Below are 13,036 nucleotides of genomic sequence, written 5' to 3'. Positions count from 1 at the left end.
TGGAGAGAAGAAAAAATGCGCCGGAGACCATCCAGCGCATTTTCTAATCAACGATCCAGTTTGACAATTGAAGCTCCTTCAGATGGATTGCCGTGAATTAATTCACACAGCATTTTCGCTCCAAGTTTGCTGTAGACGGTTCCGTTCCCACCGTAGCCGAGGCAGAAAAAGATGTTTTCTTTCTCAGGGTGCTCCCCTATAAAAGGAAGTCCGTCTTTTGATTCGCCGAAGCTCGCTGCCCATGCATGAGAAACCTCAAGATCAAAATCAGGAAAGTGTTCTTTAATTTTATCCAGTAATTTTATCCCACGGTCCTTAATGACGCCTTCATCTAATGTGCCGGTCAGCTCTTCCTGATCAAGCCCGCCAGCAATTATCCGATTATCTGCGGTTGTCCGCATATAAAAATACGGGCGCTTTGTTTCCCATATTAATGATTGATACGACCATCTTTCAAGATGGTCTACTGGCGTCGTGGCAATGGCATACGTCCGATTAAGCTCAGCTCCGATTGAACTGAGGTCAGGAACGCTGCCGTATCCAGTAGAATAGATAACGTGCTTGGCCATAATTCTGCCCTTAGGTGATGCAAAGCACCAGTACTCCCCCTCTTTTCCTTCCTCGGTGAGCTCTGTGTTCTCATAGACATCCACATCACGGACGTTAGCCGTTTCAATAAGAGCCATAACGAGTTTAAGAGGATTTACTTCTGCATCTCCATGTGTCATCAAAGCGGCAGGCTTTTCAAATCCAAATCGCTCTTTTATACGTTCTTTATCATAAAACTCTACTTCAAACCCATGCTTATTCAGCATTTCACATTCCTTTTCCAGCTTCTGGACGTCCGTTTCGTCACTTGCATAATACAAACTGGGCCGTCTTATAAAATCAACTGGAGGTGATAAAGGTCCTGATACCTGCTGTAATTCATCGACTGCTTGTAAGCATAATTTATAAAACAGCACGGCCTCCTCTTCCCCAATTTCTTCGGCCATTTCATGAAGCATTTTATCATTAGAATATTGAAGCAGACCTGTGTTAGCCGAGGAACTTCCTGATCCGATTCGACCTTTTTCTGCAAGGACTGTTTTTAATGGTTTATGAGAAAGCTCTTCTGCAACGAGAGCCCCTGCCATCCCCCCGCCTATAATTAATACATCACAAGTAATATCAGAACTTAGAGATGGATACTCATGTCGTTTTTCTACCGTCTCAGGCCAATATAGATCTCCATTATGTAATCTCACAATACTTCCTCCTTAGACGACTCTTCTAACAATTTAAACTGCAAAGGTCATTTCTCATAATCCGAATACGACCCTGCCTGTTATATTCTGCAGTTGGTTCAATAGTTAGTCTAAATATACTGCATCTGTTTTTATAATTACCCGACGTTCTTCATCTGTAATCTCTAACTGCAAAAATAATTTTTAACGTGCTTTCAATCTGGAAGTAAACGCTTTGTGTGGAACGGCATTTAGCAGGATCCATTAATGAATTTGATTTCTCCTATGCTGATGCCGACCGCAAAAAGACATACTTTTATCATGTGATTTTTAATTTAACAACCTCTGGACTAGGGACTTTTGGTATACTTTATAAAAAGAGAAGAATAAGGGAGTCAATTTTGTGTCTTTAACATTACGTGTATACTGGGGTTTGGTCTTCGCCATATTTATTGTACTATTCGCTTTGTTTTCAAGCTTTATTATTGTTCAAATTGCAACGGATTATTTAAAGGAAGAAAAAGGAAAGTCGTTATCTAACGTTGCATTCCAGATGACGGACAAACTGGATCAATATATGTGGTCAAGATATAGTGAAGTTGCTATTTTAAGCAGCCTTGAAGCAGTACAGAATCAGTCTTCAATTGAAGAGAAAAGAAACCTTCTTAATAAGGTTCAGCAGCAAATTCCATCGTTTTCATGGATGGGAATATCAGATAATGAAGGAATTATTATGGCTTCCACTGGCGGAATGCTGGAAGGTCAGGATATCTCAGAGAGACCTGTGTTTACAGAAGCAAGGGAAGACGTTTTTGTAGGAGATGTTCATGAAGCACTGCTTTTAGCGGACCTCCTCCCGAATCCTGCTGGACGAAAATTGGAATTTGTCGATATTAGTATGCCGCTGAAAGATAAAAATGGCAACTTTGAAGGTGTACTGGCGACTCATTTAAGCTGGGAATGGGCCCGGGAGGTAAAGTCATCCATCATCGATCCTCTAACAAGCAGAGAAGATGATGATGTAGAGGTCTTCGTCATCAGTGCAGAAGATAACCGTGTGATATTAGGACCTGACTCCTTTATCGGCCGCCGTCTTCCTCTTAATAGCATTTTAAAAGCGAATCAGGATGGAAACGGCTGGACCATTGAGGACTGGGACGCCGGCCAGTCCTATCTTACGGGCTACTCCCAGGCAACGGGTTACCGGGAATATCCAGGGATCGAATGGACGGTTCTGGTGCGTGAGCCTGAGGAAACCGCATTTGAAACCGCCCAGGATTTAAGTTTCGTAATCTTGATCAGCGGCATCTTGAGCGCTGTATTTTTCTCCTTAATCGGCTGGGTGATCGCCGGTAAAATCGCAAAGCCGCTTAATGAGATTTCAAGCCAGGCGCAGCTCTTTTCAACAGGAAAAAATATGCACTTCCCTGTGTACACAGGCATCAAAGAAATAGAAGACTTATCCTCTTCTCTGCAGCTGATGGTTAAAACCATAAGTACTACAGAATCAAATCTTTTAAAAATGGAAGGGATGGCCTATCGGGATTCCCTAACCGGTCTACCAAACAGAATTCTGTTGGAGCTTTCCACCTCACAAATGATTAGAGAAGCTAAATTGGATGGAGAAAAGCTCGCTTTCTTTTATATGGATTTAGACGGATTTAAACAAGTTAATGATACGTTTGGACACCACGCTGGAGACCTTACATTGCAGCATGTGGCTGAAATTTTAAGAAGCCAGGTCCCTGATGCTGCCTTTGTATCCCGGGTTGGCGGAGACGAATTTATAATTCTGCTGCCCTTTAGTGAAAATGGTACAGAGGTGCCTGAACAATTGGCTCTTAAAATTATCCAGGAAATTAATAAGCCAGTACCACTTAATGAGGGATCGTTTGCCGCTATTGGCTGCAGTATCGGGATCTCACTCTTCCCTGCTGATGAGAATGATTTCCATACGCTGATCTCTTATGCAGATCAAGCGCTTTATCATTCGAAAAACAAAGGAAAAGGCAGAGTAACTTTTTATCAAACTATAATTTAATTATTGTTCTTAGCCCGTCTGCTGACGGGTTTTTGTATGGATTCAACAGGTTCTTTCTTGAGCATGATAATAGCCTTTAAAGATCCTTCAAGCATTAAAATGTTCCAATGAATCCAAACTTGCTACACTAGTTAAAGATTCAAACGAAAGAGCCTTTGAATCAAATTTAGTGAAAGCAGATGGTTTTATGACGAAAAAACTAAGTACGATTCCATATTCGGTTTTAGATTTATCCCCGATTGTAGCCGGCGCAACACCCGCTGATGCTTTTAAAAACACACTGTCACTTGCACAGCATACTGAAAAGCTTGGCTATAATCGTTTCTGGCTCGCTGAACATCATAATATGCCTTTTATCGCAAGCTCAGCCACAGCCGTTTTAATTGGTCATGTTGCCGCAGGCACAAGTACAATTCGCGTTGGATCAGGCGGAATTATGCTTCCAAATCATGCCCCGTTAATTATTGCTGAGCAATTTGGTACTCTTGAATCCCTGTTCCCCGGAAGAATCGATCTTGGTCTGGGACGGGCACCAGGGACGGATCAGCGTACAGCTCATGCACTAAGAAGAAATCGCAGCAATGGACAGGATTTCCCTGAGCTTTTAATGGAACTCCGCTCTTACTTTAACCCTGACCTTAGTGAACATAAGGCTATGGTTCGGGCAGTTCCGGGAGAAGGACTCTCTGTTCCTGTCTGGCTGCTTGGTTCCAGCGGATTCAGTGCACAGCTTGCAGGTCAGCTGGGTCTTCCATTTTCCTTTGCCAGTCATTTCTCACCAGACAACACATTGCCGGCGCTGGATGTATACAGAAAGGCCTTTCAACCATCCGATACATTAGAAAAACCACATGCGATGGTTGGGGTGAATGTGATCGCTGCAGAAACAGACGAAAAAGCCCAGTACCTTGCTACCACCCTGCAGCAGGCCTTTCTAAATTTAATACGCAGTACAGAATCACCGCTTCCTCCTCCAGTAGAAAACATGGATGAGATCTGGTCTCCGTATGAAAAAGCGGCACTCGAACAGCAGCTTGGCTCTTCCATTATCGGCAGCAAGGAAACGGTCAGAACTAAATTACAGCAATTCTTACATGAAACCGACGCAGACGAGCTGATGATTGTTTCACAGATATATGATCACGCTGAACGCATGCGCTCCTATGAAATTGTGGCTGAAATTATTGAAGAAAGTAAATAGGGTACAACAAAGAACCTGTGACAATGTCACAGGTTCTTTGTTTAGTCATTTTTTATTGTCGTGACTCGTCTTTAATTTCATTTCGCATCGCATCAATGCTGTCCTGGCGGCGTTTATTTTTCTCTTCAATTGCTTTCTTATCCTTGCCATCCGCAAAAGCCATCGTTTCTTCTGCTGCTTCCATATTGCCAATTGTGTTTTGCACCATTTCTTTTAGCTTTTCTGCATTATCTGCCCGGTTATCCGGATTAGGCTTATTTTGTGTCATTGCTGTTTCCTCCTCCTTTTTATAGAACGGCATATAGTAGGCTCCCCTTTTAAAACCGTACTATACAAATAAATAGTATGGCAGTTGCGCTTCGAAGGCGAAGTAAGGTATCGTTGAAGCACATATGAACAAAAAGGTGTGTTATACGTGCGAATTAATAAATTTTTAAGCGAAGCGGGAATTTCATCTCGCCGCGGTGCAGATAAATGGATTGAAGAAGGTCGTGTCAAAATTAACGGGGAGTTAGCCGAGCTTGGCAGTCGTGTAGAGCAGGAGGATATTGTGACGGTTGATGGAAAACCGATTGTACTTGAAAAAAACAATGTGTACATTGCCTTAAATAAGCCGGCTGGCATTACATCCACAACAGAACGCCATATTGAGGGAAACATCATTGATTTTGTTAATCATCCTCAGCGTATTTTTCATATTGGCCGGCTTGATAAAGATTCTGAAGGGCTCATTTTGCTCACCAATGATGGAGATATCGTTAATGAAATTTTGAGAGCTGAAAACAAACACGAGAAAGAATACATTGTGACTGTCGACCAGCCTGTATCCGATTACTTCCTAAAGCAGATGGAACAGGGTGTGTCCATTCTTGATACAAAAACCCTGCCTTGTAAAGTAGACAAACTATCCAGTCATGTGTTCAAAATAACCCTGACGCAAGGCTTAAACCGCCAGATCAGAAGAATGTGTACAGCACTGGGCTATACCGTAAAAAGATTGACCCGGATCCGAATTATGAATATTCACCTTGATGGACTGGAAAAAGGCCAATGGCGTGACTTAACGAACGATGAAAGAACTGAACTGTTTAAAAAGCTGAATTATACTCCTAAAGACCTGTGAGATCGGTACTAAATCAGCCTGATTCCAAAAGGAATAGAGCTTGGGACAAAAGTGTCTCAAGCTCTTTGACCGGTTCACTGCGCTTCAGGCGGACGCTTTCCGCAGGGACGGCGCTGAGCCTTTACAGGGCAAGACCCTGAAAAGTCTCAGCTTGCCGTCATATCCTGCAGGAGTCGCCACCTTCCGCTCCGTTCTCCTCATACTATTTATTAATACTTCCTCATTCTCTATACCTTTTTTAGATGTGTCCCAGTCCCTTTGACATGGTCGCTGCGCTCCACGCGGAAAGCCTCAAGCCCCAGCGGAAATGAAACGTTCTACTTCTTTTCAAAAATGATTATCTGCTGTAAGTGCAATTAAAACTTGTTACACATGATATAAATAAGTCGCACTATGACAGAATAGGTTCATTGCAGCGGAGGACGGGGGCTCCTGCGTGATGCAGCGGGAAGGGTGAGACCACGTAGATGCGAAAGCATCAAGGGGCTCACCTCCCACCACGCGGAAAGCCTCCGGCCGCAGCGGAAATGAACCGGTCTCCATCAAAAAACAATGGTTTTATTTCCATGTACAATGATACGGTCTTCGAGATGCCATTTAACAGAACGAGCCAAAACACTTCGCTCGATGGAACGGCCGATTTTTTTCATCGCTTCGATATTATCTGTGTGATCCACACGATTAATATCCTGTTCAATAATTGGTCCTTCGTCCAAATCATTTGTAACATAATGTCCTGTCGCCCCGATGAGCTTAACCCCGCGCTGATAGGCACGGTCATATGGACGTGCGCCGACAAAGGCCGGTAAAAACGAATGGTGGATGTTAATAATTTTTTTTGGATGAGCTTCTACAAAAACAGGTGTCAGAATCTGCATATATCGGGCCAGAACAATTAAGTCCACTTCGTATTCTTCAAGCCATTTAAGCTGCTGTGTTTCAACTTCACGACGATTTTCCTTGCTTGCAGGCAAATGTAAAAAGGGAATGCCGAAGCCCTCTACCAGCTCTCTTGCTTCCTCGTGGTTGCTGATCACCACCACGATGTCTGTCATCAAATCCCCGCTCTGCCATTCAAATAACAGCTCACGTATACAATGAAGCTCCTTCGAAACAAATATCGCCGTTCGCTTTACCTCTGAAGGAAATGTCATTTTCCAATCCATTGAAAAGTTCTCTGCAATCGCTTCAAAGGATTTTTTTATTTCTATTTTATTTTCATGGAGAGATGGGCTCGCAAATTCAATGCGAATGAAAAAATCGCCGCCCTCCGGATTTGACGAATACTGATTAGACGTGATGATATTGGCGTTGTATTGAAAAAGAAAGCGTGAAATCGATGCGACGATTCCCGGCTGATCCGGACAGCGAACCAACAAACATCCTTTATTTTTATGCTCTTCTTTAAATTCCTGCAGCTGTTTCTCGATCAGACGTGACATAAGCTCCTCCTTAATCATTTTTCAGTTTTACATTTGAATACCTATGATCGTAAGGGAAGTTGAATGAAAATGAAAGGAATGTGAGTTTTGGTGGGATTTTTTTAGGAGTGAGGTAAATCTTATAAAAAGAGCTTGAGACAAAAATGTCTCAAGCTCGTTGACCGGTGCGCCGCGCTTCAGACGGACGCTTTGTTACCTCCAGTCCAGCTTACTGTGCCTATGCCTTTTGAAATTGCTCGCTTTCTGTTGATCCTGTTAGGGCCGTAGTGGAGGAGGTTCCACCGGAGATCACCAGTGATACAGCGTCAAAGTAACCGGTTCCTACTTCCCGCTGATGACGAGTGGCAGTATAGCCGTTTTCTTCTGCAGCGAATTCAGCCTGCTGCAGCTCTGAATACGCAGCCATTCCCCGATCCTTGTAGCTTCTTGCAAGCTCAAACATTCCGTAATTAAGCGAATGAAACCCGGCTAATGTAACAAATTGAAATTTATAGCCCATTTTGCCAAGTTCTTTTTGAAAGCTTGCAATGGTATCTTCGTCCAGCTTCATTTTCCAGTTGAAAGAAGGAGAGCAATTATAAGCAAGAATTTTACCCGGAAACTTCTCGTGGATTGCACTCGCAAATTTTCTCGCTTCTTCAATATTCGGCTCAGAGGTTTCACACCAGATCAAATCCGCATAAGGTGCATAGGCAAGACCGCGTGCTATCGCCTGATCAATTCCTTCCTGCGTATGATAAAAGCCTTCCGGTGTACGTTCCCCTTTAATAAAAGGCTGATCATAAGGGTCTACGTCACTCGTTATAAGATTCGCCGCATTGGCATCGGTTCTTGCAATAATAACAGTCGGCACACCCATCACATCCGCTGCAAGACGGGCCGCAATTAAATTCCTTACAGCTGTCTGTGTAGGCAGCAGCACTTTCCCGCCAAGATGACCGCATTTCTTTTCTGACGAAAGCTGATCTTCTAAATGAACCCCTCCAGCACCTGCTTCAATCATGGCCTTTGTCAGTTCAAACACATTCAGCGTTCCCCCAAACCCGGCTTCCATATCCGCTACAATCGGGGCGTACCAGTATGTATCGCCCTCTCCTTCTGCCTGTTGAATCTGATCTGCGCGCTGCAGGGTTTGATTGATTTTTTTAACGACCTGAGGGACACTATTGGCCGGATACAGGCTTTGATCAGGATACATATGACCCGACAGATTAGCGTCTGCCGCTACCTGCCAGCCGCTCAAATAAATCGCTTTTAATCCCGCTTTAACCTGCTGCATCGCCTGGTTTCCTGTAAGCGCCCCAAGCGCATTTACGTAGTCTTCTGTATGAACAAGCTCCCATAGCCGTTCAGCACCCATTTTCGCGAGCGTCTGCTCCACGACTACTGATCCTCTAAGCTTGATCACATCTTGGGCTGTGTAAGGCCGTTCCACCCCGCTCCATCGATCCTGCTTCCAGTTTTCAGCCAGCTGTTCAAGTTGTTTATCATTACTCATATTTATTCATCCCCTTTATTGTTTTAATACATAATAAATATTATTTTATTGTTATATAACAGTTAATCCAAAAAAATATCAGTCTACATCGGCACAGCATTCAATGGCTTCTTTAAAGCTGGAATAATCAAGTCCGCAAGCACGGCACATATTGGCTGGATCTGCCTCTTCTTTTTTACGGAAAACAATGACTTTAGATACGGAATGCTCCTTTATTGAAAGAGCGCCCTGTGAGGTTTGCTCAAGCGTATATGCTTCATTGCCGTAAACAAACATGGTTCCCTCGAGCTCTTCGTCAGAACGTCCTTCCAAAACATGCTGAACAATCCAGCGTTCAATTAAATCTCTGCTTGTCGTTTGGGTCTGTTGAACTTGCATATTATCATCCTCCTAAATGTTTTGTGTGAAACTAATATATAACAGTATTTATTTATATGCAACTGTTTTATAACAGTTGCATATAAATTTTTTTATTGGAACAGTAAAAGTTCTATACACCAAGGCAGATTTGCACAAACTAATTTTGTTATGCTGTTATATAATACAAATTTTACTTATATTCTTGCAGCATAGGAGCGTGCTTTAAACTCTTTGCGGCGGCGGTGTAAAATAGGCTCTGTGTATCCTGAAGGCTGATTTTTTCCTTCAAAAATCAGTTCACACGCTGCTTGAAAGGCGATGGATCGCTCGAAATTTTGTGCCATGGGAAGATACTGCGGATCTCTGGCATTTTGATGATCCACCACTTCAGCCATTCGCTTTAACGTCTCCATCATTTGTTCATTTGAACACAAACCATGCTCCAGCCAGTTGGCAAGATGCTGACTTGAGATCCGCAGTGTTGCCCGGTCTTCCATTAAGCCGATATGGTGGATATCCGGCACCTTTGAGCAGCCTGTTCCATGCTCCACCCATCTCACCACATATCCAAGTAACCCCTGAACATTATTGTCGAGCTCCTGCTGAATTTCTTCTGCTGTGCAGCTTCCTTCCAAAAGAGGCAGCGTCAGGATTTCGGGCTTTCTGTTTTTCGTCTGCTGCAAAAGATCTTTTTGGATGTCTTTAACGCGCAGCTGGTGGTAGTGAAGTGCATGTAAAGTGGCAGCGGTTGGCGATGGAACCCATGCTGTATTGCCGCCTGCTTCAAGATGTGTGTGCTTTTGCTCCATCATTTCCTTCATTTGATCCGGCATCGCCCACATTCCCTTGCCGATTTGGGCACGACCTGGCAACGCGCAGTTTAATCCCGTATCTACATTTGATTTCTCATACCCCTGAAGCCAGTCAGTGCTTTTCATTTCATTTTTCCGCACCATTGCTCCTGCAAGCATCGAGGTATAGATTTCATCTCCTGTACGGTCTAAAAATCCTGTGTTTATAAATACGATTCTTTCCTTCACTTCAAAAATACAGTTTGCAAGATTAAGAGACGTACGTCTTTCTTCATCCATGACCCCTATTTTTAAGGTGTATCGTTCAAGTCCAAGAAGGTCTTCAACCTGATTAAAGCATTTATTTGCAAAGGCAGCCTCCTTTGAGCCGTGCATTTTCGGCTTTACAATATAAACAGAGCCGGCAGCTGAGTTTTTCATTCTTCCTTTACGAAGCAGATCATGTTTCGCCAGCAAACTTGTGACCACTGTATCTATGATGCCTTCGGGGACCTCTTGGCCCTCTTGATCAAGCACCATAGAAGATGTCATTAAATGACCTACATTCCGCACAAGCAGCAGCGAACGCCCAGGCAGAATCAGCTCACTGCCGTCTGGTGAGAGGTAGCTTCTGTCCTCATTCAGGTTTCTGGTGACCTCTTTATCCCCTTTTTGAAAAACAGAAGAAAGAGTTCCCTTCATTAACCCGAGCCAATTTCGATACACAAGCACCTTATCCTCTGCATCAACAGCCGCAACGGAATCCTCGCAATCCATAATGGTTGTAATTGCGGCCTCCATCACAACATCTTTTACACCAGCTGGATCTGTTTTCCCCACAGGATGAGCTCTGTCCAATTGAATATCGATGTAAAGATCATGATTCAGCAGTAAAACCGCGGACGGATTTTCCTCTTCCCCCTGCCAGCCTGCAAATTGTCTCTCATCTTTAAGACGTGTGGTTTCTTTGTTTACAGCGGCATGCAGTTTACCGCCCTCTATTAAATACTGTGTTACCTCTTTGTGTGAACCGCTTTGCAGTGGCGCAATTTGATCCAGAAAGGTTTTGGCATAGTCCACGACTTTGCGGCCTCTGACTGGGTTATAGGCGGTTCCCTTTTCTGCCCCTTCGGCTTCATCAATTACGTTTGTTCCATACAGCGCATCGTATAAACTGCCCCAGCGTGCATTTGCAGCATTGATGGCATAGCGGGCATTGTTAACCGGCACGACAAGCTGCGGACCTGCTTGTGAAGCGATTTCACGATCCACTTGCTCGGTTGTAATCGAGAACGGCTCTTTTTCGCTTTCAATGTAGCCGATTTCTTTTAAAAATCTTTCATACTCCCCCCTCATTTGCTTCCAATTCTGCCGGCAGTGCCACTGATTAATTTGCTCCTGCATCCTCTTTCTTTCTTCAAGCAGTCTTCTATTTTCCGGTGATAAACCATGAATAATCTTACTGAACCCCTGCCAGAATGCCTGACTGTCCACCTCTGATCCCGGCAATGCTTCCTTTTCAATAAATGAATAAAATAAAGGGTCAATTTTCAACTTATTCATTTGAATCATCTTCTTCCTCCTTTTGTTATATAACAGTTATATTTAATATAATGTATTGTATAACAACTTAAAGGTGAATGGAAATATTTTTTAAAAAATAGTTCTTCCAGCTCGTAAAAAATTAAATTAAGGATAGTGAGCGAAAAGAATTTGTGTTAACTTAATAGTATAATTGGTTTACAAAAAAGGAGGATCATATGGAGAATTATCGATTGAGGATGCTGATCAATTGCGGAATTTTTGCGGCCATAACGGCTATCTTAGCGCAGGTGGAAATTCCACTGCCGCTAATCCCTATCAGCGGTCAGACGCTGGCAGTAGGACTTGCTGCCACTATACTGGGCAGCCGCTACGGCGCCATCACAATGGTGGTTTATATGCTGATTGGAATGGCTGGCCTGCCGGTATTTGCAGGGTTTAGTGGAGGCGCTCATGTTATGGTGGGGCCAACGGCGGGCTATATTGTCGGATTTATTGCTGCGGCTTATGCAACAGGACTCATTTTAGAAAAAACCTCTTTTACACTGAAGATGGCGATTGCGGCAAATTTAGCAGGCATGGTCGTGACCCTTGCATGTGGGACCATCTGGCTCAAGATCTTGTTTGATATGAACTGGACTGCCGCTCTAGCAGCAGGTGTGTACCCATTCCTGGCAGTTGGCGTTATTAAAGCTCTTTTAGCTGCATGGATTGGCATTACCGTACGCCAAAGACTTATGCAGGCTAAGCTGCTGCAGCCGGCTGTATAAATCAGCGCAACCCAAAAAAGAGCGGCAACTCAATGGTCGCCGCTCTTTTCTGAATGTAAAGTGAGGAGATTTAGTTGTGGAGGATTAAACAGCCTGAAGTTTAAAAAAGATAACGCATCACTGCTGCCAAGTCCTGTACTTACATATTGCTTGGTCCCCTCATACTCCCACAGTCCGCTTACTCTGTCTGATGGAGGCAAAATCCCTCCGTTGTCATACCAGGCTTCAGGTACGAACAAAGCACCTAAAATAGGAAGACGAATTTGACCTCCGTGATAATGACCAGCGAGGATCAAACTGAAATCCCTGAAATGCTTTTGGTCTTTCAGGTAATCGATTTGCACATCAACGATCGGGTAATGGCTAAGTGCAATAATTGCTTCCTGTTCCTGGCCTTCTAAACGTGAAAACAGTTTTAACTGCTCATTTTGATAAGCTATATAAGCAGGCTCATTTTCAATGGTTCTTGTGACTCTTCCGTTCAACGGCTCAAAATCTTCATCAGGATTCATGACCGCTGTATCAAACTGGACAATATGAAGGCTCTCCTGTCCTCTTTCAATCGTGTTAATAGACTCAAGGAGCAAGACTCCCCGTTTTTCCATTTCGTTTATATAGAGGCTTTTTTCAATCGTGCCGCTGTCATTAAGAATATAGCTTTCCGGATCTGTATTGCCCGGCACATAGAAGGCGTGCTCTTTATTCTGAATTCCTTCCAGCAGCTCAAAAAAAGCAGTCCAATTTGTTTCTTCCGGGTCATCCATCATATCTCCAGTAAACAGGATAGCATCATACTCAATGGCATTGATTTTTTTAATCAGTCTTGATTGATTTTTTCCGAACGTTTTCTCATGAAGGTCACTGATCTGAAGAATTCGAAATTGATTAAATTCACTTGAAATCTCCGGCACGTGCACCCCCTGCTCTACAACAGTAATCCGGTTATTGTCCCAATAGATAAACCCTGCAAGTCCAGCAATAAATAAAATAAAGAATGAGATACAGCCAGTCTTTTTTTTCACGCATCCTGCCTCTTTTAATT

At 43.4% G+C, this 13,036-nt stretch carries 11 protein-coding genes; 4 read left to right on the top strand and 7 right to left on the bottom strand.

The genetic code is table 11. The features are described from left to right. Positions 1–47 precede the first annotated feature (47 nt). The gene (locus P6709_RS12840) at positions 48–1,247 is read right to left on the bottom strand and encodes an NAD(P)/FAD-dependent oxidoreductase (protein ID WP_278241329.1); all 1,200 of its coding nucleotides are present in this window, start codon (positions 1,245–1,247) and stop codon (positions 48–50) included. Between the two features lie 382 nt (positions 1,248–1,629). Between P6709_RS12840 and P6709_RS12835 the strand changes: the two genes are divergently transcribed. Both P6709_RS12835 and P6709_RS12830 read left to right on the top strand, forming a co-directional pair. Then, a complete protein-coding gene (locus tag P6709_RS12835) occupies positions 1,630–3,267 on the top strand; it encodes a sensor domain-containing diguanylate cyclase (protein WP_278241328.1) in 1,638 nt (545 codons plus the stop codon). Positions 3,268–3,454: 187 nt separating this feature from the next. Then, positions 3,455–4,468 (top strand): LLM class flavin-dependent oxidoreductase, encoded by a 1,014-nt coding sequence (locus P6709_RS12830; protein ID WP_278241327.1) that lies wholly within the window; start codon positions 3,455–3,457, stop codon positions 4,466–4,468. Positions 4,469–4,520: 52 nt separating this feature from the next. Here the strand turns inward: P6709_RS12830 and tlp are convergent, their stop codons facing one another. Next, positions 4,521–4,736 carry a small acid-soluble spore protein Tlp gene (gene tlp / locus P6709_RS12825; protein ID WP_278241326.1) on the bottom strand — a complete coding sequence of 72 codons (216 nt, stop codon included), beginning with the start codon at positions 4,734–4,736 and terminating at the stop codon, positions 4,521–4,523. A gap of 147 nt (positions 4,737–4,883) precedes the next feature. Here tlp and rluF point away from each other — a divergent pair, with 147 nt between their 5' ends. Next, complete coding sequence (rluF, locus tag P6709_RS12820) at positions 4,884–5,591, top strand: 23S rRNA pseudouridine(2604) synthase RluF (RefSeq protein WP_278241325.1); 708 nt, start codon at positions 4,884–4,886, stop codon at positions 5,589–5,591. 542 nt (positions 5,592–6,133) lie between these two features. Here rluF and purU read toward each other — a convergent pair. From purU to P6709_RS12800, 4 genes are all read right to left on the bottom strand, one after another. After that, positions 6,134–7,033: a formyltetrahydrofolate deformylase gene (gene purU, locus P6709_RS12815; RefSeq protein WP_278241324.1), complete on the bottom strand. Its 900-nt coding sequence runs from the start codon at positions 7,031–7,033 to the stop codon at positions 6,134–6,136. 217 nt (positions 7,034–7,250) lie between these two features. After that, entirely contained in the window at positions 7,251–8,531 is a 1,281-nt protein-coding gene (gene aceA / locus P6709_RS12810; protein ID WP_278241323.1) for an isocitrate lyase, read from the bottom strand. Between the two features lie 78 nt (positions 8,532–8,609). Next, complete coding sequence (locus P6709_RS12805; protein WP_278241322.1) at positions 8,610–8,909, bottom strand: hypothetical protein; 300 nt, start codon at positions 8,907–8,909, stop codon at positions 8,610–8,612. A gap of 176 nt (positions 8,910–9,085) precedes the next feature. Beyond that, positions 9,086–11,254 (bottom strand): malate synthase G, encoded by a 2,169-nt coding sequence (locus P6709_RS12800; protein ID WP_278241321.1) that lies wholly within the window; start codon positions 11,252–11,254, stop codon positions 9,086–9,088. Between the two features lie 188 nt (positions 11,255–11,442). Between P6709_RS12800 and P6709_RS12795 the strand changes: the two genes are divergently transcribed. Continuing rightward, complete coding sequence (locus P6709_RS12795; protein ID WP_278241320.1) at positions 11,443–11,994, top strand: biotin transporter BioY; 552 nt, start codon at positions 11,443–11,445, stop codon at positions 11,992–11,994. 29 nt (positions 11,995–12,023) lie between these two features. On the opposite strand, the gene P6709_RS12790 is transcribed toward P6709_RS12795, so the two are convergent. Then, entirely contained in the window at positions 12,024–13,016 is a 993-nt protein-coding gene (locus tag P6709_RS12790) for a metallophosphoesterase (protein ID WP_278241319.1), read from the bottom strand. Positions 13,017–13,036 lie beyond the last annotated feature (20 nt).

It is taken from the genome of Jeotgalibacillus sp. ET6 (assembly GCF_029667115.1).
Taxonomy (GTDB): Bacteria; Bacillota; Bacilli; order Bacillales; family Jeotgalibacillaceae; genus Jeotgalibacillus.
This window is presented reverse-complemented; position numbering and strand designations above follow the sequence as displayed.

Excerpts from the sequence above, each read along its gene's own strand:
- P6709_RS12830 (WP_278241327.1), top strand. The coding sequence starts at position 3,455 with ATGACGAAAAAACTAAGTACGATTCCATATTCGGTTTTAGATTTATCC.
- tlp (WP_278241326.1), bottom strand. The coding sequence starts at position 4,736 with ATGACACAAAATAAGCCTAATCCGGATAACCGGGCAGATAATGCAGAA.
- purU (WP_278241324.1), bottom strand. The coding sequence starts at position 7,033 with ATGTCACGTCTGATCGAGAAACAGCTGCAGGAATTTAAAGAAGAGCAT.
- aceA (WP_278241323.1), bottom strand. The coding sequence starts at position 8,531 with ATGAGTAATGATAAACAACTTGAACAGCTGGCTGAAAACTGGAAGCAG.
- P6709_RS12805 (WP_278241322.1), bottom strand. The coding sequence starts at position 8,909 with ATGCAAGTTCAACAGACCCAAACGACAAGCAGAGATTTAATTGAACGC.
- P6709_RS12800 (WP_278241321.1), bottom strand. The coding sequence starts at position 11,254 with ATGATTCAAATGAATAAGTTGAAAATTGACCCTTTATTTTATTCATTT.
- P6709_RS12795 (WP_278241320.1), top strand. The coding sequence starts at position 11,443 with ATGGAGAATTATCGATTGAGGATGCTGATCAATTGCGGAATTTTTGCG.